The sequence below is a fragment of the Legionella londiniensis genome (assembly GCF_001467825.1).
GTDB classification, from domain to species: Bacteria; Pseudomonadota; Gammaproteobacteria; order Legionellales; family Legionellaceae; genus Legionella_A; species Legionella_A londiniensis.
This window is the reverse complement of the sequence record NZ_LNYK01000001.1, coordinates 200,653-226,753: the sequence shown is the minus strand read 5'-3', so window position 1 is coordinate 226,753 and position 26,101 is coordinate 200,653. Positions and strand designations below refer to the sequence as shown.

The window sequence follows — 26,101 nt, the reverse complement described above, 5'->3', positions numbered from 1 at the left end:
ACATCCCTATCAAATCATATGCTTGTTCAGCTCGGCATTTTAATGATCACTTGAGCATAAATAGAAAGCTCTGGCGCATTGAAAAAAACATTCGTTGCAGCCAGCTTGAGCTCACATGCTCCCACCTGCATTTTTAAATCCTTGTCACTGCTTAAGGTTAAATCCCTTGTCGCTTGAACCGCCAATGTATTTGCTTCAGCAGTTAACGCCCTCCCCTGAAAATATAGAGAAGAAGCCTTAGCCTCTATTTTATTGCCTTGTAAGTCTAGATTACCTTTTGCGCATTGCAATTGCCAGTCATGGCCCGCGTTCTGCCTGATGCTTTCCTTTGCCTGCCAGCTCATATCCTTTTGCATTGCCATGCTCAATTCCTGATTGGCAGAAAACTCGGTACTTTGATTGGCCATAACAAAATCCTGGCCTGAATGAATATTGAAATCCTTTGCGCTTTGAACATGCATTGTCCCGAGGCTATCCAGCAAAATGGATTCATCATCCTGATTTTTCGAGAAAAATAAACCATGATTCTTCGATTTTGTGTGAAGATAAATATTTTGTTTCTGCTCTGAATCCTCAAATATAAGCGCACTGCCAGAATGATGCCGTATAACCAATTGGGTTGGGTTGCAAGAATTAACTGGGTCTTTCTGCAATTCCCCCGCAATTGTCCCTAAAATGATTGGTTTATCAATAAGGTTATGAAGGTGGGCTAAAATAACCCTTGTTCCGGCAAGCAAAGGCATATGCATCCCCCATGCTTTATCGCAAGCTTGTCCTGTTGCAGGATGAACCATTCTGACTGCATAGGCTTTATTTCGTGCTTTCTGTTGCGGGCAAAATAAAGGAAGCATGGGATAACGTCCTTTTCCATCCAACGCCAACTGGCCTTCCTGACCCGCTATCAGAGCAGTTTCTAATCCAGGGGTTGGGTAAGTTACGCTGTGCTGCCAACTTTCTGGCGCTGGGCCGTATGCTTCATTCCATATTAATTTTGTCGCTGGATGCGGCATGCGATAGGGGTAATCGATAGAAATCAGCCATATTGTTTGCCTGGCAGGATGGGTTGCAGACGATTTTAGACTGCCGTCTGCACTGCCTGTAATCTGGAGGATGCGAAAAACCCCATTTGCACGCGGATTGGGGTGATTTTCAATGGCAATACAATCGCCAGCTTCTGCCGGGAACAGGTTGGTTTCCAACCGCAACCATTCTCTTTGCCAGTCCAGTTGTTCCTGCAAACAAAGCGCACGCCGTTGGCAATCTGCTTCATCGGTTAAAACATATACATGGTCCAGGGTGATAACGCCCTGGCCTGGAATATCCGTTTTATTCACGGTAAACGCCTCAAGGATTCGGGTGGGCTTATCCTCACTTGCGCCTCTTAAGCTTATGTTTTCTGCCAGGTTTTCGCAAAAATAATGAAGGGCGGAAATGACCGGCTGCCCACCTGCCATGCCATTGGCCGGATTGAACAGGACTCGATGTTCATGATAAGGATACCAGTCGTAAGTAAAATAAAGCTCTGTTTCCTGCCGCTGATTGTTGTGGTAGAAAAATACAATGCCGTGTTCGATGCAAAGTCTCAGCAAAAAATCATAATCAGAAACATCGCCCTGTGCTGCATAAGGAATGCGACAGGACACTTTCTCCAAGTGGAAAACCGCTTTTATTTCATGTGAACTTAAAATATCGCGAATGATCTCTTCCAAGCTGCAATCAATGTAAAGCCTATGCTGAACGCTGTTTTCCAGGCGATGCAAGCTTGAGCCAAAAACAAGCTTGAATTCAAAGCCATCCTGTCCCAGATGCTTCTGGGTTAATGATAAAAGCTCGCCATCATAGATTAAATGACTAATCTTGCCAAACTGAATACGCGCTTTGCCATAATCTTCCCTGCAAAGTTTCTTTGGGGTTAAACCGCAAACAGTAATCCGATAGCGGGAATTTAACCCAAAATTCTCCCAACTGATATGATTGGCATAAATGATACAGCCTTGATTTCCGGTAACAGCGGCTGCGGCGTGGCTTGCTAATTCCATTTATAATCCATCCTTTAATTTGGCTTGAAAAATATAAATAAAACAGCATCTCTTGGCAAGCAATCCATGCCCAGATCCTGAATGCTATACTGAGGAAAAGGAATAAAGAAAGAGGTCACCATGAAAGACAAGGATTTTATTGCCCATCTAAAACAAGTTCGTGAACAAGCCAGAAAACACCTGAACCGCGGCCCCGTGACTGAAAATTATGGTCTGGACTTACATGAAGTTTTTGCCATGCTAAACAGCGCGCTCGCCACCGAATTGATCTGCAACTTACGCTATCGCAAGCATTATTATCAGGCAGCAGCAATGGGAGCAAGCGTTGCAGCACGCGAATTTTTAGAACATGCTATCCAAGAAAATGATCATGCAAGCCAGATTGCCGAGCGTATCGTCCAGCTTGGCGGCGAACCCGATTTTTCTCCTGATGGCCTGTCAGGGCGTGCCCATGCAGACTATGTCGACTGCCCGGATATAGCCTGCATGGTCAAAGAGAATTTAATAGCAGAGCGTATTGCCATTGATATTTACCGCGAAATGATAAAAAAAATAGGCTATGCTGACCCAACTACCCGGCAATTATTAGAGAATATTTTAGCTGTAGAAGAAAAACATGCCGACGATTTGCTTGATGTAGCAGCAGAATATGATGTTTCTCTGGATTAACGCTTAAAAAAACACGCAGATTAAAGTAAAGCGCTAGAGGCAAAACATGATCTTAAGGCCATGGTTCTACGCCCCGCGACTTGTTCGCGGGATCCAGCATTTGATTCAGAATCACTGGATTCCAGATAACCCGCAGAACCTGGAAGTCAAGCGTTTTTTCATGCGTAGGTCCTGCAGGCAATGAAGCGGTTGGTTTTTAAGTTCCTTGAATTGCCGTATAATTGAATGTTCCGCATCAATCTAATTTTCCCTTATGGTTTAACGAATGTATGCTCTTGAAATCCAGGGATTGCGTAAAACCTACGATAATGGCGTTGAAGCCTTAAAAAATATCGATCTTAAAGTTAAATCCGGTGATTTTTTTGCGCTGCTCGGAGCAAATGGAGCCGGAAAATCCACCACCATAGGCCTCATCACCACCTTGCTTAAAAAAAGCTCAGGTACGATTAAGGTATACGGTTATGATTTGGAAAAAGAGCCGCAAAAAGCCAAGGCATGTCTTGGCCTTGTTCCTCAAGAATTCACATTGAATATTTTTGAAAACTGTGAACAAATACTGCTCAATCAGGCGGGTTATTATGGTATCTCGCGGCAAAAGGCCAAGCATGATGCCCATTCCTTATTAAAACAACTCGGACTGTGGGAAAAACGCCGGGACATGGTGCGGCATTTATCAGGCGGTATGAAAAGAAGGTTGATGATTGCCCGCGCCCTGATTCATCGGCCTAAGCTGCTTATTCTGGATGAACCTACAGCAGGCGTTGATATCGAAATTCGCCGCAGCATGTGGCATTTTTTAAAAAAAACCAACCAGCAAGGCACTACAATTATTTTAACCACCCATTATTTGGAAGAAGCTGAGCAATTATGTCAAAACATCGCCATTATTCATCAAGGACATATCATAAGAAATACATCCATTAAAAATTTGTTGAGTTCGTTACATCATCAGACTTTTGTAGTCGATACGGTTGATGCGATCGATATACTGCCTGAACTTAGCCCCTTCAGCACAGTCAAACTTGATACGCACAGTTTTGAAATACGTGTTGACAAGCAATGGACATTAAATGATGTATTCGCGGTACTAACCAAACACAAAATCCGCATCGCCAGCATGCGTAACAAAACCAACCGTCTGGAAGAACTTTTCTTGGATCTGATTTCCCAATGAACATTAAACAGCTGATCGCCTTATATACCCTTGTAAGAAACGAAATTGTACGCCTGTTTCGTATTTTTAATCAGGTTTTTTTTCCGCCCATCATTACAACATTTTTGTATTTTCTTATTTTCGGCTCAATCATCGGTGAACGCATAGGATCCATACAGGGGGTAAGCTATTCGCAGTTTATTGCACCTGGCCTCATTATGATGACCGTCATCACTAACGCCTACAGTAACATCTCGACATCCCTGTTTAATATGCGTTTTCAAAAAAGCATTGAAGAAATGCTGGTAAGCCCCATGCATTACAGTTTAATTTTAACGGGGTTTACGCTTACAGGCATCTTGCGCGGCATATTGGTTGCAACCCTCGTTTTCCTCGTTTCTTTTTTATTCGTCGACATTGACCTCACCATTCTTCCAGCTACCTTAGGCGTGGTTGCTTTGGTTTCCGCCTTATTCGCCCAGGCGGGATTTACGAATGGTTTGCTGGCAAGAAATTTTGACGAAATAGCCATCATACCGACGTTTATTCTAACCCCTTTAACTTATCTTGGCGGTGTTTTCTATGATACTGCAATGCTGCCCTCTTTTTGGAAGGAAGCAAGCTTATTTAACCCTATTTTTTATATGGTCAATGCCTTGCGCCAGGTCATGACCGCTCAGCAATTTCTGAATCTACCCCTTGCGCTTAGCCTGATTGTACTCATGCTTGTTTTAATGATTGTCATGAATTTATTTCTGCTTAAACAAGGTGTTGGCATAAGAGAATAAATATAAGGGACGAAATAGATCCTCATCAGAATCCTCAAATCGGAGAGCCGCTGGCAGGGAATGCTTGACGATAAGGCATCATTTCAGGTTTATTTTCAGCTCCCTGAACTTTAGTAAGAGCAGGTTCTTGCAACGCTATCCCAATATCATCTTCACTGATATGCATATCTCGGCGTCCTGTTAACGCAGCCAAAAATTGCAGGTTGATCGCCTGGGCAGCATCAAGATTAATGACGTCTTCCCAAAGGAAGAACCCCTTTAAAATAAGAGGCGCCAACAGATGTAAAGGCTCACCCAGCCCATCGGGAATATTTAAGGCTTTTGCTTCTGCAATGGGTAACTCTCCTGCTGTAATCAGTGGCTCCAAACAAAAGAGGTTTTTACATTCCTGCTCGCTCAGTCTTTTCGCTTCTCTTATGGTCAAGCGCTCAGAAAAAATTAGGGGCATGACCTTGTGCAAATTTAACAGTTCCATGGTAGTTAAGCGCTTTGCTTCAGCCACAGTCAGCAGGTTATTCTGAATTAGGGGTTTTAAATCACAAACGCTTATGCGCTCTCGATTTGTAAGATTGACCGCTTCTTGCAGGGTGAGGATTCCATCCTGAATTAAAGCAGCCGCTTCTTTAAGATGCAAACGCTGGCTATCGGATAAAGATAACTGTTTTGCGTCACTCACAGTCAACTTCCCTGTTGCAACGAGTGTTGTTGCTGCATGAAGGTTTTCACTTTCCTCTCTGGTCAGTCTTCTGCCTTCATTGAGCGCGATATTTCCTGAAATAACAAGGGGCGCAACCCTGCCAAGATTGTACGCTTCTTCAAAAGTCAGCATTTTAACTTCTTCAAGGCTGATTCGATTTGCTATCAGTAATGCGGCTGCAGATTGAATTTTATCACCCTCCTCTCCGCTGAATTGCATTTCCATAGCCTCTTCAAATGAAATATAGTTCGCCAAAAGCAACTCTTTTGTTACCCGCAATTTTGCGCGTTCAGTATCATTTAACCTTCCTGCCCTTTCAATAGAAACAAGATTTGCTTGAATAAGGGAAGAGGCAGTCTGAAGATTCATCCTGAGAGGATTCAGTTGTCTATGTATGGGTAGAGCGCTTCTATCAGGCGCTTTCCGTTCCAGGTATTTTTGAGTCTCTAATTTCATCCGCTTGGCAAACCAGCTTCGACCATGTTGATCCTCTCTTGCAAATTTTGGCAGCCTGCATTCAGGGTGCTTGATATAAATTGCCCGCGCTTCTCCCTGCATTTTGCTGTCATAAATCCGGAAGGGTTCCTTTAAAAAGGCATTCCATAATTGATTGGAGAGAGCAAGAAAATTAAATTTAGCACAAACAAGACGTTTTTTTTCCAGCTCCGAAGGCCCTAAAAATGACAAGGTTTCCAGATTTGAATCATGAGGCTGGTCAAAAAAGGATAAAGGCATTGGGTAGGCTCCCTGCATGAATCATAAAGGGATGGAATTTACCAATTGCAGGCAAGGGAATCAAATCACAGTATAAATTTAATTCATTCTTAATCGCGGCTATTTTTTCGCAATCATGGTACGCCTGGCAGGTAAAAATGCAGAACATAGACAGTATTATTACAACCAGTCCTTGTAGCTAGGTGGATGCCTCTGGAGCGCCTTAGGCTTCCTGATCACAGTCAGGCTTGCTCACAGCGCTCTCAATCTGGCTTCCAGACTGATGATGTTGGCTGTGTAATAGATACTGCCTACACTGGATAGTTTAGATCAGACCTTGAGAAGCTTCCAATATAATGGCAAGGAAAAGTGCAAATTTTTTGTAAATTCACGCCCATGCTTACGCTTTGGGCTTAAATCCAAGAGCCTTAAGCCTTTGCAGGAGGCTTGGATGGGTGGAAAAGACGGAACTTAATGATTTAACAGGATCAATGGAGCTCGGGTCAAAAAGATAAGCTGCCTGCCGGATTTCTTCATGCGCTGTATCGCCATATTCACGGACATATGCGTCTCTATGAACTTCATGATCCTCACTGATTTTTAATAAAGCGCGAGCCATGGGTTCATTGTCCCTCATCAATTCCACTGAACCGGCATCAGCCATATATTCGCGTGTACGGCTCAAAAATAAGGCTAAAACAACTGTCAGCAATGGCAATACATAGCGCAATACCATAATCACCGCCAATAATCGGTTATCCTGTTTGCGATCACGCTTAAACACGGCAGCATAAAATAAGGCATCAATCACAAGAAGCAGCAAGTTACTTAAGACAGCCACCATTAAGGTTAATTTGATGTCATGATGGCGAATATGGCTTAATTCATGGGCCATGACCGCCTGTAATTCTGCGCGGTCCAGCTTTTCCATCAGCCCTCGCGTGATCGCAACCATGGCTGATTTTTCACTATAACCGCTGGCAAAAGCATTCATGTAATTGGCTTCAATCAAATAGACTTTTGGCATGTACTGCAAGCCCGCAGCGACCTTCATTTCCTCGACGACATTATAAAGTTGCTTCTCGCGGAGATTTTGAGCAGTTTCTGGCGTAATTTCCCGGGATTCGGTACCGAGCAGCATAATGCGGTCATAGAGAGCATAGGTCATCATCAAGGAAATAGCAGCAATTATCACCATTAACCCGGTGGCATAAGGCATAAACTGAAAGGTGATAAGCGCACGCAGGCACTGCCCGATAGTTGCATGAGGATAAAATGACTGGAGGATGAATGTGTCGGCAACGAGGCCCACGCCAAGATAAATGAGAAAAAAAGTGATGATGACCCAGCGGGTTTTGCGCTCATTGCGCTGCAATTGTTCCCGCCAGTTGCCCGTTGTTGCGTGATAATCAGATAAGGTCATGTCAATAGTTAAAACTTAACGGTGTAATCTTCTCGGCTTTGGATCACTTCTTCGGGTAAAGACCAGTAGGTGAATTCTTTATCGAGCTTACCGGGAAAAAGACTAACAACCATAGATTCAAAAAAAGACTTTTTCTTTGCATAATAACGTTCTATTCCGTCATTATAAGCCTGTTTGGCATACGACAGTTTATTTTCGGTATTGACAATTTCTTCTTGCAATTGCATCACATTCTGACTGGCCTTTAAGTCGGGATACTGTTCGAAAACCACGTTCAATCCTGAAGCAATACGAGAGATGCCCTCTTCGGCCTGGATTCGCGCCTGTTCATCGCCAGATTCCTTGGCAGCCTGAGCCTGGTTACGCAATTCAACCACATCTTTGAGTGTGGTTTTTTCATAATCCATATATTTTTTGACCGCTTCAATCAAGGATTGAAAGACTTTAAATCGCCTGTCCAGCTGAATATCAATCTGGCGCTTGTTATTGTTTATGGCTTCAATTAAGGCAATAAGCTTATTGTAAATACCAATAACCCAAAAAAATATCAAAAAAACAATTATCAATACGGCTATCAGGAACGTAGTCATCACTCACATCCTTTTCTGATTCAATATTTTTTGCAGGCGCGCGAAACGCGACTGGACCCTGCCATGATCAAAGTTACTATAATATGCAATCTCATGCTAGAGCAAAGAACGCAAAAACTGCCCGGTATAGGAATGAGGCAATTCTGCAACCATTTCCGGCGTTCCTGCAGCAATAATTTTCCCGCCCTTGCTGCCGCCTTCCGGCCCCAAATCAATAATCCAGTCCGCAGTTTTAATCACATCCAGATTATGTTCAATAATCACAATGGTATTGCCCTGCTCCCGAAGCCTCGTCAACACGCTTAGCAATTGTTTGATATCATGAAAATGCAACCCTGTTGTCGGTTCATCCAGGATATAAAGCGTACTGCCCGTTCCGCGTCTTGATAACTCTTTAGCAAGCTTTATCCGCTGGGCTTCGCCCCCTGATAAAGTCGTAGCGCTCTGCCCCAACCGGATGTAGGACAACCCCACATCAATCAAGGTCTGGCATTTGCGCGCCAGAGTGGGAATAGCCGCAAAAAATTCGCACGCATCTTCAACAGTTAACTCAAGGATCTCATGAATATTTTTGCCCTTATATTCAATTTCTAGCGTTTCGCGATTATAGCGCTTGCCCTTGCAAACATCGCAGGTCACATAGATATCCGGTAAAAAATGCATTTCCACCTTAATGAGGCCCTCTCCCTGACAGGCCTCACAACGGCCGCCGCGCACATTAAAACTAAAACGTCCCGGCTGGTAGCCACGCGACCTCGCTTCCGGCGTATTCGCGAACAATTCACGAATTGGCGTAAAGAGCCCTGTATAAGTGGCAGGATTAGAGCGCGGCGTGCGGCCGATGGGGCTTTGGTCAATATCAATCACCTTGTCGCAGAATTCAAGTCCGCTCACGGCCCGGATATCTCCAATCGGTTGCATGCTGGCACGATTCAATCTGGAAGCGGCTAAAGGGTATAGTGTGTCATTGATAAGGCTTGATTTACCTGAACCTGAAACGCCGGTAATGCAGGTTAGCAAGCCGACTGGTATTGAAACATCTACATTTTGAAGATTATTGCATGTAACGCCTTCCAGGCGAATGACTCGCTCCTCATGAAAAGGAATTCTCGTTTTGGGTACGGCAATGACTTCTTTTCCAGAAAGGTATTTCCCGGTTAATGATTGGGGATTTTTCATGATATCCTCCGGGGAACCGCTGGCAACGATGTGGCCGCCGTGCACGCCGGCCCCAGGGCCTAAATCAAGCACAAAATCTGCTCTGCGAATTGCATCTTCATCATGTTCAACGACAATCACTGTATTCCCTAAATCGCGAAGATGAAGCAATGTCTTAAGCAATCTTTCATTATCTCGTTGATGCAGGCCGATGGAGGGTTCATCCAGAATATACATGACCCCAACCAAACCTGAGCCTATTTGGCTTGCCAGACGGATCCGCTGGGCCTCTCCTCCCGAGAGTGTTTCAGCGCTTCGGTTTAAGGACAGGTAATCAAGCCCCACATTCACCAAAAAGCCAAGCCGTTCTACAATTTCTTTATTGATCTTCAGAGCTATTTCACCGCGATAGCCGTCAAGTTTCAGGTTTTGAAAAAAGGCATACGCTTTTTCAATGGAGTATGAAACGATCTCAGGTAGATTTTTATTTTGAATAAACACATTTCTGGCCGCTTCCTGTAAGCGCGTCCCCTGGCAGGATGGACATGGCCTGGTCGATAGGTATTTTGCCAGCTCTTCACGAACGAGATCTGATTCAGATTCACGATACCGGCGGCGCATGTTGGGAATAACTCCTTCAAATGGATGTTTTTTGACCAAAAAACCACCATTTGGGCGTTGGTAACGGAATTCAACAGACTCTTCCCCGCTGCCGTATAACACAAGGTTTTTAATAAAATCAGGTAAATCAGCAAATGGCGTATCAACAGAAAACCGGTAGTGTTCTGCCAAAGAAATCAGGAGAGAATAATAGTATGTGGTGCGCTTGTCCCAGCCGCGAATTGCGCCTTCTGCAAGGCTTAAAGTTTCATCGTGGATAATCTTTTGGGGATCAAAATATTGATCAACCCCCAACCCATCGCAGGCAGGGCAAGCGCCCAAGGGGTTGTTAAATGAAAACAGGCGCGGTTCAAGTTCACTTAAACTATAGCCGCATTCGGTACAGGCAAATTTTGAGGAAAAAACCATTTCCTGAAATTCGTTCCCCATCGGCGTTACAACAGCCAACCCGTCAGCAAGATTAAGCGCGTTTTCGAAGGATTCACTAAGGCGCTGAGCTATATCATGCCGGACTTTAAACCGATCAATCACCACTTCGATTGTATGTTTTTTCCGTAAGGCTAATTTCGGCGCGGCATCCAGCTCATACAACTCACCATTGATTCTGGCCCGGACATACCCCTTAGCCTGCAATTGCTGCAGTAACTGCACATGCTCCCCCTTGCGGTCACGGACCACCGGGGCGAGGATCATCGCCTTACAGCCTTCTGGAAGGGCAAGTACTTGATCAACCATTTGGCTGATTGTCTGAGCCTTAAGGCTTATTCCATGCAAAGGACAGAACGGTTCCCCCACACGGGCAAACAGTAATCTTAAATAATCGTAAATTTCGGTTATTGTTCCAACAGTCGAACGCGGATTATGTGATGTTGCCTTCTGCTCAATCGATATGGCAGGAGACAGCCCCTCAATTGAATCTACCTCGGGTTTTTCCATCATCGATAAAAATTGCCGGGCATAAGCTGATAAGGATTCTACATAACGGCGCTGACCTTCAGCATATAAAGTATCAAAGGCCAGAGAGGACTTGCCCGAGCCAGAAAGTCCGGTGACAACAATTAAACGGTCGCGGGGTAAATCTACACTAACATTTTTTAAATTGTGCGTTTTTGCGCCACGGATGCTGATGGTTTGCATAAGACAATTCTTTTGATACAAAAAAATACAAATTATATCTCTGCTATACTAATAAAACAAACGCACCTCTCCTTCACTCAAGGACGCATATGAAGGGAAAAAAGACAAATCTTTGGCCATTGCTTCTGGCGCTTCTGGCGGTTATTTTGTTATCTCCAAGTCCTTATGCAGCAACGGGCAAAGACGATGAAGTTGCGATGTGGGCAGAAGAGACCCTGCTTGCTACCCTGTCTTTGGATTATGCAAGCGAAACAGAGCGCCTTGAAGAAACGCGCAAAAATTACACTCTCAACGCCTGGAAGGCAATTCACGGCTTTTTAGGCAATTACATGGAGAAAGTGCTTACTGATCAGTTAATTCTGCACCCGGCCCCCATAAGCCCCCCTGTGATTGTTAAATCAGGCATAGTGACCAAAAGCAATTTTTTTGCCGGCGTGCCTTACTGGGTGATCCAGCAACCCATCGCCATCCCCGAACTGAGTATCACCATTGATTTTATCGTCGTGGTGATAGAATTGAAACAGAAAAATCAATACATTATTCAAAGTCTGAATATGAGCATCAAAAATTCATCACCAATGTAGGCGCTGAAGAGGGATAAGGCCAAAATATGAGTTGCCCTGGGCCCAGAGGTAAAAAACTTGGCCTTCGGCTATTCAATGTTATAATGAAATCAGCGTGAACTCTGCCCGGCTTGATATGCGATTATTATACTCTATAATTTTTCTTCCGCTGTTGCTGATTGCCAATATCCCGACGCATGCTGCTGATTTGAAGCATCTTGAGCAACAGTTCAGCGATTCATTCATCACTGCCAAAATCACCGCTAAATTTACGGAAAGCAAAAACCTAAATCCTTTAAAAATCTCGGTATCGACTGATAAAGGAGTAGTCCATTTACACGGGCATGTCAAAAACAAGGAAGCCTTTGTGGAAGCGTTAAGGCTTGCGGTTTCGACAAAAGGGGTAAAATGCGTTGATACTGAAGATTTACATATTAAACGGGTCAATACCCTTTTTACTGATGCCTACATCACAGCCAAAGTGGAAGCAGCCGTGCTCAAAGCAAAGGTTCTTGATGATGAATCCATTCCTCTTGTAGGCATTAATGCCACAACCACTAACGGTATTGTGACTTTATCTGGCCGTGTCAAAAATAAACAATCCATCGCTTTTATCATTAAGCGGGTCAGTGCCGTTCGCGGCGTAAAAAAAGTTATTGCTCATTTGGATGTTAAATCGGATATTCTGTGACCACATTAGGCCGCCTTAAATTTTTTCTGTGGTATTTCAGCCGGTTTAAAGTGCCGCTTATTGGCTATCTCAAACTCCAGCTGCTTACCCTGACCGATAGCGAAGCAGTGGTTAGGTTGCGCTTAAAAAGACGCAGTAAAAATCATCTAAACTCCATGTATTTTGGCGCATTGGCAATAGGCGCTGATGTAGCTGGCGGACTTCATGGCTTTTACCATGCAAAAAAAAACCAGGTTTCTATCTCTTTGGCATTTAAATCCTTTCATGCCAGTTTCTTGAAACGCCCCGAATCAGACGTCTATTTTGTCTGCCGGATGGGAGAAACAATCAGGGATATGATTCTTCATTCCAGAGAATCCAAACAGCGGGTTAATCAGGCAATAGAAGTTAAAGCCTTTACCCATTACTTCCAGGAGCCGGAGGAAGTGGCGCAATTTTGCCTGGAGTTATCGATTAAAGCCTTATAGGCGATAATTTAATCAGAAAGAAATTATTCTCACTTCTCATTGACAAATCCATCCGCGCTCTCTAATTATTATATATCAGCAATTAATATTCAGCCGTATCTTTAAACGCTTCCATTTCATGATTGAACTGAATATCCATACACAACCGGATGATGAAAGCTGCGGCCCAACCTGCCTGCATGCCATCTATGCCTATTACGGACTGGAAAAAAACCTTGAAAGTATGATAGGTGATGTTGAACGCTCTTTTTCTGGCGGAACCTTAGCGCCCCTGCTAGGCAAGCACGCCTTGAAAGAAGGATTCACAGCCACAATTTATGTGAACAATCTTGATGTATTTGACCCAACCTGGTTTGTGCATGGAGAAGCAAGAAGAGAGGTATTGATTTCTAAATTGGACGCGCAGTTAAAGCATAAAATGGATTTGGGCATAGCTCAATCAAGCATTGCCTATCAACAGTACCTGCGCCTGGGAGGCAATGTCCGCTTTGACACGCTGAGTATTGCTTTGTTAAAAGAATTTTTTAAGCAAAAAATTCCCATATTAACCGGCTTAAGCGCCACTTACTTATATCGTAGTGCAAGAGAATTTTTCACCTCAGACGGCTTAAGTGTTTATGATGATATTCGTGGCACGCCTTGCGGACACTTTGTTGTATTATGCGGGTACGATGAGAAAAAAAGAAATGTGGTGGTTGCCGACCCGCATCGGGAAAACCCTTTGTCACATGATAATTATTATAAGGTCAGCAGCACAAGGCTAATTAATGCCATCTTGCTGGGCGTACTGACTTATGATGCAAATTTGTTAATTATCCAACCAAAAAGGATGATGCATGCAAACCATTTTGGTCACCGATGACCCAGAGAATTGGCAGTTTTTAAGCGGCCTTGCCCCCATAGTTTCAGCGAATGATTATTTATCTGATGAGACCTACCATCAAAGCCGCTCCCTGAGGATTATCAACCTCTGCCGCTCTTATAACTACCAAACCATTGGTTATTATGTTTCCTTGCTGGCCCAAGCCCGGGATCATAAAGCCATTCCTACCGTTTTAAGCATCCAGGATGTTTTAAGCTTAAGCCTGTCGAAGCAGATTTCCCAGGAAATCAATGATGAAATTCAGCGAAGCCTGCAAGATATCAAGGGCAATGAGTTTATATTCAGCCTTTACTTTGGGCAGAATATTGCCAAAAGGCATGCCCTTTTGGCCAAAAAACTGCATGGCTTGTTTCCCTTGCCGCTGCTGCGTTTTACCCTGGAAAAAAAGAAACAGTGGAGTATTAAAGAGGTTGCAGTCTTGTCTGTTGCGGATATTCCTGCCCAGCATGAGGAATTCATGCATCAGGCTGCTGAAACTTATTTTTCAAAAAAAAGATTTCATCTTTGGCGAAAAAAACAGCGTTTTCATGATCTTGCTATCTTGATTGATGAAAGTGAGCCAACACCGCCATCTAACAAAAAAGCCCTCGATTTTTTTGTTGCTGCAGGAGAAGATCTGGGGCTTAATGTTGACTTTATTGATAAAAATGAAAGTAAATCTATAGCGGAATATGATGCGCTGTTTATTCGGGCAACCACAGCAGTCGATCATTTTACTTACCGCTTTGCAAGGCGCGCGGCCCAGGAGAATCTCGTCGTGATAGACGACCCCCAGTCGATTGTGAAATGCACCAACAAAGTATATCTTGCCGAATTAATGCAAAGCCATCAGATACTCACGCCAAGCACCCAGTTTATCAGTAAATATGACGAGAAACTGCCGGAGTGCGAATTTCCCTGCGTTTTAAAAAAACCAGACAGCGCTTTTTCTCAGGGCGTCATTAAACTAAGCGACGCCAGGGAATTACAAAAATCGCTTGCCCAGTTTTTTAAAACTTCCGATTTGGTTCTTCTGCAGCCCTTTATTCCTACAGAATTTGACTGGCGGATAGGCATACTCGATAACAAAGCTTTATATGCCTGCCGGTATTACATGGCAAAAGGGCATTGGCAAATCTATAACTGGAAATCCAGTCAGGAATTAGAAGGAGCCTGTGAAGCCGTACCGTTACATGAAGTTCCAGAAGGAATTCTTAAAACGGCGCTTAAAGTCACCCGTTTAATCGGCGATGGTTTTTACGGAGTTGACCTTAAAAGCCAGGGCGACAAACATTATGTCATCGAAGTGAATGATAATCCAAGCATTGATCATGGCAATGAAGACCAGATATTAGGCGAATCCCTTTATCATCAAATCATGAATGTCTTTTTGCAGCGCATCCGCAGGAAACACGGCTATGTCTAATTACCCGCTTTTTTCTGTTATGGGCATTGAAATTGAATACATGCTGGTCGACAAAGAAACATTAAATGTCAAGCCGCAAAGCGATGCCATTCTTAACCTGCTGGCTGGCTGGCAGGCAAATGAAATCTCGCTTGGGGATATTGCCGTCAGTAATGAGCTGGTGCTTCATGTACTTGAATTAAAAAACAGCGGCCCTAAACCCATAGGAGCCCCCATCAGCGCACACTTTCAAGAGGCGATTTTAAAACTACAGCCGCTTCTTGCCGAGTACAATTTGCTGCTCTTGCCCTCAGGGGCTCATCCCTGGATGGATCCCAGGGTTGAAACCAGGCGATGGCCGCATGGCAATCAAGAAATTTATCAACAATATGACAGGGTTTTTGGTTGTTCAGGGCATGGCTGGTCTAATTTACAAAGCATGCATGTCAATTTGCCTTTTGCCAATGATGAAGAATTCTGTCAGTTACACAATGCCATACGGCTCATTTTACCCTTGTTACCGGCCCTTGCTGCAAGCACCCCATTTCTGGATGGAGAAATAACCGGGTTTCAGGATTCAAGGCTATTATATTATGGGAAGAACCAGCAGCGAATTCCTTCAATTAGCGGCGATATCATTCCAGAATTTATTCATTCCCAAAGCCAATATGAACATGAAATTCTAAAACCCATGTATCGGGATATCAGCCGCTATGATCCGGAAGGGATTTTGCAGCATGAATGGCTGAATTCTCGCGGCGCCATCGCTAAATTTGAAATGATGGCGATAGAAATACGGCTGCTTGATACCCAAGAATGTGTTCAGGCAGATATTGCCATCGCTCATCTGGTGTTTGCCATCCTCAAAAAATGGCATTGCGACTCCCATTTATATTTAGAAGATCCTTTCGACACAAAAAAGCTCAAAGCGCTTTTTGAGCAAAGCATCAAAGATGGCTTAAGTGTCACCGTTGACGATGGCTTTTTGCTTGAGCAGTGGCAGCTGCCTAAAAGAACGATGACGATGCGGGATATATGGTCGTCGCTGATTGAGTCGGTGAGCACCGAGCTCGACGAGAAAAGCCAGCTTGCCCTTGAGCATATCTTGCGCTTTGGTAATTTAAGCGAACGGATCCTCAAAGCTTGCAAAAACAATCACAACAGATCCACCCTGGCTCATGTGTACCGCCAGCTGAGTCAGTGTTTATTAAATAACCAATTATTTTATTGATCATGAAACCTACAGTATTGATATTCAGTTGTGAGCATGGAGGAAGAGAAATTCCTGAAGAATACCGGCATCTGTTTCCCAAACAGGAAAAATTGCATTCTCCTTCTGCCGTGGATACAGGGAGCCTGGAAATTGCGCAATATTTAAGCCGTGCTCTGAACTGTGATTTTACCTATACCAATATCTCGCGTTTAATCATCGACTGCAACCGAAGCTTAACTCATCGCAACTGTTTTTCTTCCTATACCCATGCCTTGCCAAGTGCTGAAAAAAAGAAAATCATTGCTAACTATTATTTGCCTTTTCGCGAGAAGACGAGGCAAATCATTCAACGCCACATTGCAGAAAGCAAGCAGGTTTTGCATTTATCGATTCATACTTTTGCCCCGGAAGCGAAGGGCGTCTTGCGCAATGCGGCTATATCCATTCTTTATGATCACCGCCGCCATGGTGAAAAAGAAGTTGCCCGCATTTGGCATGAGCTCCTTCTTGCCCAGTCGCCCCGATATCGGGTAAGGCTGAATTATCCATACCGGGGCGACAGCAACAGCTTTGCCAGCGAGCTTCGCCAGGAGTTAGGCGAAAAAGATTATCTAGGGTTAGAACTTGAAGTCAATCAAGCATTGTTACAGGATGAAAAATCCTTCAAAGAGATAACTGAAACCATCGTCTATACCTTACAGGAGTTAATTCGCCTGCTCTAGCGCTCATCACCAGCAGAAATCATCCCTCTCAACTATACTTTAAATGCACCTCGCAGTGGATGGAGCAGCCTTCATGTATAAACTCTCAAAACTTGAAAATATTGGCGTCAAGTTTGCAGCGCTTTTGCTTGAGGCAGGCATTGAGGATCAGGAGCAATTGCTAGATTTCTGCCGCCTTCGCAATAAACGCCTTGAACTCGCCCAAAAAACAGGGATCAACCCCAAACTGATTTATAAATGGACAATTGAGGCTGATTTGGCCAGGATCACAGGTATTGGCGGAGAATATGCTGAACTGTTGCAGTATTGCGACATCGATTCAGTACAAACGCTCGCCGTGATGGATGCAGAGAAATTGCAGCAAATACTTGAAGATGAGAATAAAAAGACTAAACTGGTACGTCACTTGCCAAGCCTGAACCAAATAGAAACCTGGATAGCTCAAGCCAAAAAACTCCCCCCTGTCGTTGAAAAATAAGCAGCACCCATCAACAGCAACTGGAACAGGATTTCATCAGGCTGCCTGGCAATCCGGGCATAATCCGTAAATATTTAAAGCATGATCAGTCATTTTAAACTGTGCTTCTTTTGCGATGATTTTTTGCCGCTGCTCAATCAGTTCATCATAAAATTCTTCCACCCGGCCGCATTGGATGCAAACCAGATGATCATGGTGCTCGCCCTGGCTAAGTTCATATACTGAGTATCCGCCTTCAAAATTATGGCGGTTTATCAAGCCCGCGGCCTCAAATTGCGCAAGAACCCGGTAAACTGTTGCCAGCCCGACATCTTCCCCCATGTCCAGAAGCTTCTTGTATACATCTTCAGCGCTTAAATGATGATCTGTAGATTGCTCAAGAATTTGCAGCACTTTTAAGCGCGGCATGGTTATTTTCAAACCAGCATCTTTAAGCTGTTGGCTTTCATCCACTCAAGCTCCTCACAATAACAGTTGCAAAAATCATGTTGTACAATTGCTGCAATATTAGTCTTGCCATGAATTGCGTGGTATTATGGCCGAATTTTTCAAGACAGGCAAAAAATAATGCGAAATAGAATCATTCTCATGCTTATCATGGCTTTATTTCTGGCTGGCTGCGCTTCTTATGACTTTTCAAGGCGCAATGTTCAGCAGGGAAACCTGTTGCCAAAAGAAAAAATAGAACGGTTAAAGATTGGAATGAGCAAGCAAGATGCCGCCATCCTCATGGGAACCAGCCTGCTTAGCCCCTTGTTCACCAATGACCGCTGGGATTATGCCTATACCTGGCGCGAAGGCAACGGTCCTGTGGAAAAAAAGAGTTTAAGCCTGTATTTTGCCCATGGCCGATTGGCAAAGATTGAGTCCCATTCTTAAGTTGCGCATGAAATTAGAGGAAAATCCATATGGGTAGTGCAGCAATATTAACGTCCTACCCTTTTATCTCAAAGCCTGGGCATTAGCCCATTTTTTAAATCTCCCTGAACAATGATGCCAGGATCAATCATTGTTCAGGGAAAATCCATCCAGCCGAACCGCCAAACCAAAGCTTGCAGCTTATTATGTTCTAATTGTCCGCTGTATTATTTTGTGCTAAAGTGCACTAAATTTTAAAACATCGAGGTAATTATGCCCAATTTTAAAACCCAACTAAATGAGTTAAAAAAAATTAATCCATCCATCATATACTCATTCGAACCTGAGTCGACTCCGGAACGATTGGCCGGGATAGAAACTTGTGAAACCAGCATTATTCCCGAGCAAAACCAACGTTTAGACATGCTAAATGGATATTTGTATGTTGAAAATCATATCCTGCCTCATCTGGAAAAACATGCAGGAACCATTAGCTCCCAGGAATTATTAACCTGGTTTGATGAATTGCATCGCATCATGGGCAACACATTAATGAAAAATCTTCGCAGCGCCTCCGGGAAATATACAGAACAATTAATCCTTCGCTGGCATAATGGCTGCGCAATATCTGATGAGATTATTTTTTATTTTTCAGGCAAACATCCAATTAAAAAAGAAAAAGAATTTGTCAATGCCTTGGTGAAACAGTATGGAGTTGAAAAAAAGGCAATGGAAGGATTCATAAACTTGCTTCATAAATTGGAAAAAAACGAGGCTATCGAAATTCCACAGTGGCAGCTTCAATTTATACAAGAAAACGCAAAACGTCTTCCAGGAATTCTCGTATTGAATAAATTAGCCATAGCTTGCCTGGAAGATAAATTAACTTTTGAAGAAAAGTCCTGTGTTGATAAAATCTTGAAGATATGCTGCTATCCCCATGAAATCCCTCATAAGATGGATGCGTTAGCACAAGAAACTGCCAAAAAACTCAAGGAAGTCGATACAAATTCTGAAGACGACATGATTCAATTTCTGGCAGATTTCTATTATAAGTTTACCGAGATCCATCCCTATGGGAATGGAAACGGGCGTGTTGCTGCCGCCATGCTCAATGCCTTTTTGCTTTACTTTAAAAAGCCAAGTTTGTCGTTAAGGCTTCCAGGCGAACGGTCGGAAGAAAACAGCGACTATAATCAAGCGTTTAAAGAAATTGATAAGACAAGAACAGCTTTGGCAGAATTGATAAAAAAACGGATTCATACTGAAGAACAAAAACCCTATTCCGATGAACTGCTGCTGGAAACCATCGCAGCCCGGGTAGATACCGCGTTATCCATGCAGGAAATTTTGAGACTGGATCCAAAATTTAATTTGCAAACCCTTCTCGATGAAGCGAACAAAAATCACACACAAACTTTGAAAGAAATGGTTCCTCAATTTTTGTCACTTCTTAATCATGATGTGCAAATTTTTGACCTATATTCCCTTATCCTATCCAAAAAACTATTCGAGATAACCCTGAAAAAGGAAAAGGAATTAAAATTAAAGCATGAAAGCGTTAAAAACATCTCCTTTATTACATCATTAAACCCGGAACAAAAAAATAAGGTTCTGGCAGGCTTATACAATTTGACCGAATGCAAAGAGTGGAAGCTGACCAGCAAGGGTGATAGTGCCTGGATAGTGCTTAACGACAAGAAAACCGCAGGTATGATCCAGCAAAAACTTATGGAAGCCCAAATAGGAACCATAGCGATGGGACAAATCAAGGGGCAAGAGGGTGTTTGGTCCGTTCAGTGTAGGAATATTGACGTTAAAAAAGTTATCGATGCAAGTCACGCCACTTCAGGACTAAATCCGAGTCAGACTCCAGCGCTATCCAAAAACTAAACAAATCAACCAATGCCATTGGCTGTTTTCATCGAGTAAGCAGCCAACATTTAACATGGGCCACCATATTGCCCTGTTTCATTTTGGAGTTAATTTTTTTTTAACTTTGAGCCGTCTTTTTTCCTTCGGGTCAAGGGCTAACGGCCGGTAAATTTCGATGCGGTCGCCGGTTTTCAGTGGTGTATCAAGCGGCAGTTTTTGCGCAAAAATACCGACAGGATAATTGTTTGTTTCGGGATGGACGCGATGGATTCCGGATTGTTGCAGCGCGTCACGGATGGTTGCCCCTTCCGGCAGCTCAATATCAAGATGGAAGGGGTCATTTTTTTCAGGCAGGTAGATCAGTTCAACTTTGACCATACAATGCCTCTGCGCGTTCACAAAAAGCATCCACCATTTTGTCGCTGACTTGCTCAAAAACTGAACCTAGCAGCATGGAAAAAAAGCGGCCGGCGAAATCAAACTCCAGGTCAAAAGAGATATGGCAACCCTCCGGCACTTCATCAAAGCGCCAAAATCCTTCCAAATGACTAAAAGGGCCATCCACTAAACGGATTTCAATCATTTTATTGATTTGCAGGCGATTGCGCGTGGTGAATGATTTGCTGATACCTGCAGCAGAAATCATCAAAGTTGCCTGCACTTCATCTTCATCACGATGATGCACCACGCTTTTGGTAAAATAGGGTAAAAATTCTGCATAACGTTCAACATCATTGACCAGGTTATACATTTGTTCGCAAGTATAGGGAACGGTGCGCGATTTTTTAATGATGGTCATGAGTTGCCTCTTGTTATTTAAAAGATGAATAGTTGTCAGTTAGCCATCTTGTCAAGTCGACAATTTCCTCAGCACAAATCGAGTGTTCCATTGGATACTCATGGAAAGCAATATGGGAATATTCCATCTCCCGTAAGCGATCGGCGCTTTTTTTTGTCCAAACAGGGGAAACAACCGTGTCAAACTGACCGGCAGCCATGAAAACAGGAATGTCCCGATCCTGCTTGAACCTGATTTCCGAAGCCTGCGGCAAATATGCGGATAAAGCGATGATCCCCCCCAATGCCTCCTCATGTTGCAAGGCCGTAAATAAGGCCATGGCCCCGCCCTGGGAGAATCCGGCTAAAATAATCTGCCTTGCAGAAAATCCTTCTTCATACTGTTTCTGCATAATACGGGTGATTGCATCTTGTGATTCAAAAATGCCTGCTTTATCAGCTTGATCGCGTTCTGCAAGACTGGCAATATCATACCAGGCGCGCATCGGCATCCCCCCGTTTAAGGTAACCGGGCGAATCGGCGCGTCAATAAACACGTGACGAATTCCGAAGGACAATGGAAGTTCGCGAGCCAGACCCATCATATCCTGTGCATCAGCTCCCAAGCCGTGCAGCCAGATAATGCAGATTTGCGCCGGCATTCTGGAATCTATCTTGTAAGTATTCAAGCCGCAGTCTCCAGCAAAAAAGAGCAGGGCCTACGCATGAAAAAACTCTTGACTTCTACGTTCCGCGGTTTATCCGCGGAATCCAGTGATTCTGAATAAAATGTTAAAATGTTGGATCCCGCGAACAAGTCGCGGGACGTAGAAACAGGAGTCAAGTTGACCTCATCTAATTCAAGTTTGATTTTTATGCATAGGCACTGCAAAAAAAGAGAGATTATCGCTAATGTGAAATCTCATGACAAGCAGGAATAAGAGTTTTTTATCATGTATAAAAAGCCCCGCATCCACTGTACAAAAATGCAAGTCAGTTGTTGTTTCAGTTTAGTCGATGCATCATCAGATTGCGGAGAAGCCCTTGAGAGCGGGGATTTTCATCACCGAGGGAAACCAAAAATTGACTGTCTTGCCCAATCATTTGTATTAATACTGTGGTAGGATTGGAGAATAGCCATCAGATTTGCCAAAAACCCGGAACAGTAAGGAGAAAATTTTGTTTTTCTTGAGTAAAAAAATCTTGCTGGGTATTATCTTTTTAAGTCTGGGTTTAACTTGTCTTGTATCATGCGGGCAAAAAGGCCCCCTGTATTTGCCTGAATCAGCTTCTGCAAGCAAAGATAAATCATGAAAAAAATTAAATTTACAAAAATGCATGGCCTTGGCAATGATTTCATGGTCATTGATGCAACTCATCAGGATATTGACCTTACTCCAAAAGATATCAGGGCCTTGGGTCGCAGGGATACCGGCGTCGGCTTTGATCAATGTCTAATCATTGAACCCAGTCGCCAGGACAGCGTTGATTTTTTTTATCGAATTTTTAATGCGGATGGGCGGGAAGTTGGCCAATGCGGCAATGGCGCGCGCTGCCTTGCGCGATTTATTCATCACTATGGCCTTTCTAAAAAAAAGGAACTGACTGTTGCCACCTGTACAACATCCATGCGCTTAAAGATAAATGATGATTCATCAGTCAGCGTTAATTTTGGCCATCCTAAACTGGCTCCCGGAGATATCCCATTACTGGCAGAAAAGGAGCAACCTGTCTACAGCGTATTGTTGAAGCATGAAGAAATATCATTTCATGCCATTCATGTCGGCAATCCGCACGCCGTTATCAAAGTGGAGGATGTCAAGCAGGCACAGGTCGGTCAAGTGGGGGAAACAATCAGCAAACATCCTGTTTTTCCAGAGGAAACCAATGTTGGCTTTATGCAAATCATATCGCCGGAACATATTATGCTGCGGGTATATGAACGAGGCTGTGGAGAAACCAAAGCCTGTGGGAGCGGCGCCGTAGCCGCAGTGGCCGCCGGCCGGCTTTTTCATCAGCTGCAAGGCACAGTGAAAGTCAGCCTTCCCGGTGGAGATTTGTGGGTGCATTGGCCCCGCACTGAGCATGATATCACTTTAACGGGGCCCGCTTCTTTCGTGTATGAAGGCATTTTAATGAACATATAGGATAAAAAATGCGTATTGTGATTCTTGGCGGCGGACAAGTGGGCGGCAGTCTTGCCCAAAACCTGGTTCACGAAGACAATGATATTACCCTTGTTGATATTGACGAGGAACGCTTAAGGGATTTGCAGCATCGCCTGGATATTAAAACGGTATTAGGCTCAGCCTCTCATCCCAATGTGTTAATAGATGCCGGCATTCAGCAAGCCGATATGTTGATTGCTGTCACCAATAGCGATGAAATCAATATGATGGGGTGCCAAATAGCCTACAGTCTTTTTCGCACGCCCAGCAAAATAGCCCGCATTCGTTCTACAGATTATTATCAATATCCCCAGTTGTTCTGTAATGAACATATTCCGGTAGATGTATGCATCAGCCCTGAGCAGCTGGTCATGGAGCACATTGTTAATCTGATTGATTATCCCGGCGCTTCCCAAGTGGTTGATTTTTGCAATGGCGAAGTATTGCTTGCTACCATAAAACCTCGGGAGGAGGGTATTCTGGTCGGTAAAACCATTGCCCAAATCGATGAGCATTTACAATCCATAGAAGCAGGCGTTGTAGCCTTGTTTCGCAATCAGTCCGCCATTCTGCTGCAAGAGGATACTGCTGTCGCCAAAGGCGATGAAGTTGTCTTTATTGCGTCTCCTCAGGCAATTCAACAACTGTTGATTGCTTTAGGACATTACACTCACCCCAACCGACGAATCATCATCGCCGGCGGCGGTCATATAGGCGCAAAACTGGCCCAGACGCTGGAAACCCGTTACCGCCTGAAAATCATAGAACACAATGCCTCGAGAGCCAATTATCTCGCAGCCAAACTGCATAAAACCACCGTGTTGCAAGGTGACATTGGCGATAGAGATTTATTAATCAATGAAAACATTGAATTTACAGATGTCTTTTGTGCCGTTACTAATGACGATGAAGCCAATATCATGTCCTGTCTTCAGGCTAAAAGGCTTGGAACAAGGCATGCTTTGGCACTGGTCAACCGAAAGGCTTATGTGGATCTTATCAATGACAGCACAATTGATCATGCTATATCACCGCAGTTGATCACAATTGGCAGCATTTTGACAAAGTTAAGACGCGGGAATATGGTTAAGGTTCATCGGCTTTACGACGAGGCAGAGGCTATAGAACTAATCGTTCATGGCGATGAACAAACATCTCAGGTTATAGGACGCAGCCTTGCGGAAATTGAATTGCCGCCCTCTTGCCTCATAGCCGCCATTATGCGTGAAAATAAAGTATACATCGCAAGCAAGGAATTAACTTTAGAAACAAACGACCATGTGATTTTATTGGTCTTGAAAAAACGCTATATTCGTCAGGTTGAATCTTTGTTCCAGGTTAATTTAAGCTATGTTGACTAGAGCTTACGCCCTAAACCCAATGTTATGGTATGTACAAATGATAAGCCATCTCATTTCGATTGCGTCATTGCTCCCCTCTTTCCGTCATCCCGAACGCAATGAGGATATCTGATTTGGCATCCCCATGATCTTCGCCGGCGCTCAGGGTACGGGGCAGGAAAGCATTTAGACTACGGCTCTATCCAGGATTGATTATGCAAATCAAAACAATATTGCGCTTCATCGGCTTGCTGCTCATGATATTCAGCGGAAGCATGTTGACTCCTCTCATAGTCAGCTTGATTTTTCATGAAGCATTCTGGTTTCCTTTTGTCGCCGCTTTTCTTTGCACTTTAGGCACAGGATCAATATTGTGGCTTGCTTTTCGCAAGCATCAACAGGAACTCAAAATCCGCGACGGCTTTTTAATTGTGGTGCTCTTCTGGTTTGTGCTTTGTTTCTTTGCTGCGCTGCCATTCATATTTACCATTGACGATCATGGTTTTACCGATTCTGTATTTGAATCCGTTTCCGGGTTTACTACTACCGGGGCTACCATCATTACTCACCTCGATGATTTACCGCATGCCATCTTGTATTACCGCCAACAGCTGCAATTTTTAGGAGGCATGGGTATTGTGGTGTTAGCGGTAGCCATTTTACCAATGCTTGGCGTCGGTGGAATGCAGCTATATCGGGCCGAGACCCCAGGACCAATGAAAGAATCGAAACTCACACCCCGAATAGCACAAACCGCAAAGGCACTCTGGTCTATTTATTTTTTACTCACTTTTCTTTGCATGCTTGCGTACCGTGCTGCAGGAATGGACTGGTTCGATGCTATTGGAGAAAGCTTTGCAACCGTGTCTACGGGCGGGTTTTCCATGCATGATGCCAGTTTTGCGTACTATCAAAGCACAGCTATAGAATTAATTGCCTGTGTTTTCATGCTTCTTGGCGCCACGAATTTTGCCTTGCATTTTATTGCATTACAAAAAAGAAGCATCAGCCATTATTGGCAGGATGAGGAGTTTCGTTTTTTCACGCGATTTATCCTGGCAGCAAGCATCATTATCACCTTCAGTCTTTTGTGTTATGGTTTCTTTGAAAAAAGCAGCCATGCCTTCACCAAAAGTCTTTTCAATGTCATCTCGCTTGCGACAACGACCGGGTTTATTTCTGCCCCATTCAATCATTGGCCAAGTTTTACCCCCATACTCCTTACCTTATTAGCAATTGTTGGCGGATGTGCTGCTTCTACAAGCGGTGGGGTTAAAGTGCTGCGTGCACTTTTATTGTACAAGCAAAGCCGAAGGGAAATGACGCGCCTCCTTCATCCACATGCCATCATTCCTATTAAATTTGGCCAGCAAATTCTGGCTGAGCCGGTTTTGCAATCGATGTGGAGCTTCATATCTGTATTTATTGCTCTTTTCTTGTTGTTGGTGTTAGCCTTGGTGGCTTTAGGGAATGATTTTCTCACCTCATTTTCTGCGGCAACGGCAACGCTTGCTAACGCAGGTGCCGGCATAGGAGCCATCAGCGTTACTTTTTATCACCTTAACCTGCCCAGCAAATGGTTATTAATGGTCGCCATGATAGCAGGAAGGCTTGAAATTTTTTCTTTATTGATTTTATTTACCCGGCAATTCTGGCAAAAATGAGCGATGCAGGGGTTTTAGTCTTTAACGAA

25 protein-coding genes, 1 other RNA gene and 1 pseudogene are annotated in these 26,101 nt (G+C 43.8%); 17 read left to right on the top strand and 10 right to left on the bottom strand.

From position 1 onward, the window contains the following. Nucleotides 1-26: 26 nt before the first annotated feature. Entirely contained in the window at nt 27-2,039 is a 2,013-nt protein-coding gene (locus Llon_RS01145; protein ID WP_058528231.1) for a contractile injection system protein, VgrG/Pvc8 family, read from the bottom strand. A gap of 120 nt (nt 2,040-2,159) precedes the next feature. Here Llon_RS01145 and Llon_RS01140 point away from each other — a divergent pair, with 120 nt between their 5' ends. From Llon_RS01140 to Llon_RS01130, 3 genes are all read left to right on the top strand, one after another. Then, entirely contained in the window at nt 2,160-2,708 is a 549-nt protein-coding gene (locus tag Llon_RS01140) for a ferritin-like domain-containing protein (protein ID WP_058528230.1), read from the top strand. Nucleotides 2,709-2,973: 265 nt separating this feature from the next. Beyond that, nucleotides 2,974-3,882: an ABC transporter ATP-binding protein gene (locus tag Llon_RS01135; protein ID WP_058528229.1), complete on the top strand. Its 909-nt coding sequence runs from the start codon at nt 2,974-2,976 to the stop codon at nt 3,880-3,882. Next, nucleotides 3,879-4,649, top strand: coding sequence for an ABC transporter permease (locus Llon_RS01130; RefSeq protein WP_058528228.1), 771 nt, complete (start codon nt 3,879-3,881; stop codon nt 4,647-4,649). The genes Llon_RS01135 and Llon_RS01130 overlap by 4 nt, the downstream gene beginning before the upstream one ends. 34 nt (nt 4,650-4,683) lie before the next feature. On the opposite strand, the gene Llon_RS01125 is transcribed toward Llon_RS01130, so the two are convergent. The 5 genes from Llon_RS01125 to uvrA all read right to left on the bottom strand — a co-directional run bounded on the left by Llon_RS01125 (nt 4,684) and on the right by uvrA (nt 10,989). After that, nucleotides 4,684-6,081: an F-box protein gene (locus Llon_RS01125; protein ID WP_058528227.1), complete on the bottom strand. Its 1,398-nt coding sequence runs from the start codon at nt 6,079-6,081 to the stop codon at nt 4,684-4,686. Between the two features lie 132 nt (nt 6,082-6,213). Further along, a non-coding RNA gene (gene ssrS, locus Llon_RS11165) (6S RNA) lies at nt 6,214-6,381 on the bottom strand. 79 nt (nt 6,382-6,460) lie between these two features. Then, on the bottom strand, nt 6,461-7,483 hold the full coding sequence (gene htpX, locus Llon_RS01120) for a zinc metalloprotease HtpX (RefSeq protein ID WP_058528226.1): 1,023 nt from the start codon (nt 7,481-7,483) through the stop codon (nt 6,461-6,463). Between the two features lie 8 nt (nt 7,484-7,491). Further along, nucleotides 7,492-8,073 (bottom strand): LemA family protein, encoded by a 582-nt coding sequence (locus Llon_RS01115; protein WP_058528225.1) that lies wholly within the window; start codon nt 8,071-8,073, stop codon nt 7,492-7,494. 96 nt (nt 8,074-8,169) lie between these two features. After that, nucleotides 8,170-10,989, bottom strand: coding sequence for an excinuclease ABC subunit UvrA (gene uvrA / locus Llon_RS01110; protein ID WP_058528224.1), 2,820 nt, complete (start codon nt 10,987-10,989; stop codon nt 8,170-8,172). An 89-nt stretch (nt 10,990-11,078) separates the two neighbouring features. Between uvrA and Llon_RS01105 the strand changes: the two genes are divergently transcribed. The 8 genes from Llon_RS01105 to Llon_RS01070 all read left to right on the top strand — a co-directional run bounded on the left by Llon_RS01105 (nt 11,079) and on the right by Llon_RS01070 (nt 17,390). Then, the gene (locus tag Llon_RS01105; protein WP_058528223.1) at nt 11,079-11,573 is read left to right on the top strand and encodes a DotI/IcmL family type IV secretion protein; all 495 of its coding nucleotides are present in this window, start codon (nt 11,079-11,081) and stop codon (nt 11,571-11,573) included. Between the two features lie 94 nt (nt 11,574-11,667). Continuing rightward, nucleotides 11,668-12,243 carry a BON domain-containing protein gene (locus tag Llon_RS01100; protein ID WP_237758228.1) on the top strand — a complete coding sequence of 192 codons (576 nt, stop codon included), beginning with the start codon at nt 11,668-11,670 and terminating at the stop codon, nt 12,241-12,243. After that, complete coding sequence (locus Llon_RS01095) at nt 12,240-12,710, top strand: PaaI family thioesterase (RefSeq protein ID WP_058528222.1); 471 nt, start codon at nt 12,240-12,242, stop codon at nt 12,708-12,710. Before Llon_RS01100 ends, Llon_RS01095 begins: the two co-directional genes overlap by 4 nt. Nucleotides 12,711-12,828: 118 nt before the next feature. Further along, entirely contained in the window at nt 12,829-13,572 is a 744-nt protein-coding gene (locus Llon_RS01090) for a C39 family peptidase (protein WP_058528221.1), read from the top strand. After that, nucleotides 13,547-14,998 carry a RimK family protein gene (locus tag Llon_RS01085; RefSeq protein WP_058528220.1) on the top strand — a complete coding sequence of 484 codons (1,452 nt, stop codon included), beginning with the start codon at nt 13,547-13,549 and terminating at the stop codon, nt 14,996-14,998. The genes Llon_RS01090 and Llon_RS01085 overlap by 26 nt, the downstream gene beginning before the upstream one ends. Continuing rightward, entirely contained in the window at nt 14,991-16,208 is a 1,218-nt protein-coding gene (locus tag Llon_RS01080) for a glutamate-cysteine ligase family protein (protein WP_058528219.1), read from the top strand. The genes Llon_RS01085 and Llon_RS01080 overlap by 8 nt, the downstream gene beginning before the upstream one ends. A gap of 2 nt (nt 16,209-16,210) precedes the next feature. Beyond that, nucleotides 16,211-16,912 (top strand): N-formylglutamate amidohydrolase, encoded by a 702-nt coding sequence (locus tag Llon_RS01075; protein WP_058528218.1) that lies wholly within the window; start codon nt 16,211-16,213, stop codon nt 16,910-16,912. A 73-nt stretch (nt 16,913-16,985) separates the two neighbouring features. Further along, nucleotides 16,986-17,390 carry a DUF4332 domain-containing protein gene (locus Llon_RS01070; RefSeq protein ID WP_058528217.1) on the top strand — a complete coding sequence of 135 codons (405 nt, stop codon included), beginning with the start codon at nt 16,986-16,988 and terminating at the stop codon, nt 17,388-17,390. Between the two features lie 36 nt (nt 17,391-17,426). Here the strand turns inward: Llon_RS01070 and fur are convergent, their stop codons facing one another. Continuing rightward, nucleotides 17,427-17,843, bottom strand: a complete 417-nt coding sequence (fur, locus tag Llon_RS01065) for a ferric iron uptake transcriptional regulator (protein WP_058528216.1) — start codon at nt 17,841-17,843, stop codon at nt 17,427-17,429. A gap of 82 nt (nt 17,844-17,925) precedes the next feature. Between fur and Llon_RS01060 the strand changes: the two are divergent. After that, nucleotides 17,926-18,269, top strand: a pseudogene (locus Llon_RS01060) (outer membrane protein assembly factor BamE). A 252-nt stretch (nt 18,270-18,521) separates the two neighbouring features. Then, nucleotides 18,522-20,141 carry a Fic family protein gene (locus Llon_RS01055; protein ID WP_058528214.1) on the top strand — a complete coding sequence of 540 codons (1,620 nt, stop codon included), beginning with the start codon at nt 18,522-18,524 and terminating at the stop codon, nt 20,139-20,141. A gap of 78 nt (nt 20,142-20,219) precedes the next feature. On the opposite strand, the gene Llon_RS01050 is transcribed toward Llon_RS01055, so the two are convergent. Genes Llon_RS01050 through Llon_RS01040 form a run of 3 tightly spaced genes read right to left on the bottom strand, consistent with a single transcriptional unit; the run spans nt 20,220 to nt 21,589 of the window. Next, the gene (locus Llon_RS01050) at nt 20,220-20,501 is read right to left on the bottom strand and encodes an RnfH family protein (protein ID WP_058528213.1); all 282 of its coding nucleotides are present in this window, start codon (nt 20,499-20,501) and stop codon (nt 20,220-20,222) included. Further along, nucleotides 20,488-20,922: a type II toxin-antitoxin system RatA family toxin gene (locus Llon_RS01045; protein ID WP_058528212.1), complete on the bottom strand. Its 435-nt coding sequence runs from the start codon at nt 20,920-20,922 to the stop codon at nt 20,488-20,490. Before Llon_RS01045 ends, Llon_RS01050 begins: the two co-directional genes overlap by 14 nt. A gap of 13 nt (nt 20,923-20,935) precedes the next feature. Next, the gene (locus Llon_RS01040) at nt 20,936-21,589 is read right to left on the bottom strand and encodes an alpha/beta hydrolase (RefSeq protein WP_412754130.1); all 654 of its coding nucleotides are present in this window, start codon (nt 21,587-21,589) and stop codon (nt 20,936-20,938) included. Nucleotides 21,590-22,046: 457 nt separating this feature from the next. Between Llon_RS01040 and lptM the strand changes: the two genes are divergently transcribed. The 4 genes from lptM to Llon_RS01020 all read left to right on the top strand — a co-directional run bounded on the left by lptM (nt 22,047) and on the right by Llon_RS01020 (nt 26,072). Next, nucleotides 22,047-22,214, top strand: a complete 168-nt coding sequence (gene lptM / locus Llon_RS11675) for an LPS translocon maturation chaperone LptM (protein ID WP_337589086.1) — start codon at nt 22,047-22,049, stop codon at nt 22,212-22,214. Next, nucleotides 22,211-23,047 (top strand): diaminopimelate epimerase, encoded by an 837-nt coding sequence (gene dapF / locus Llon_RS01030; protein WP_058528209.1) that lies wholly within the window; start codon nt 22,211-22,213, stop codon nt 23,045-23,047. The genes lptM and dapF overlap by 4 nt, the downstream gene beginning before the upstream one ends. A gap of 8 nt (nt 23,048-23,055) precedes the next feature. Further along, on the top strand, nt 23,056-24,429 hold the full coding sequence (trkA, locus tag Llon_RS01025; RefSeq protein WP_058528208.1) for a Trk system potassium transporter TrkA: 1,374 nt from the start codon (nt 23,056-23,058) through the stop codon (nt 24,427-24,429). A gap of 194 nt (nt 24,430-24,623) precedes the next feature. Then, the gene (locus tag Llon_RS01020) at nt 24,624-26,072 is read left to right on the top strand and encodes a TrkH family potassium uptake protein (protein WP_058528207.1); all 1,449 of its coding nucleotides are present in this window, start codon (nt 24,624-24,626) and stop codon (nt 26,070-26,072) included. The last annotated feature ends 29 nt before the right edge of the window (nt 26,073-26,101 follow it).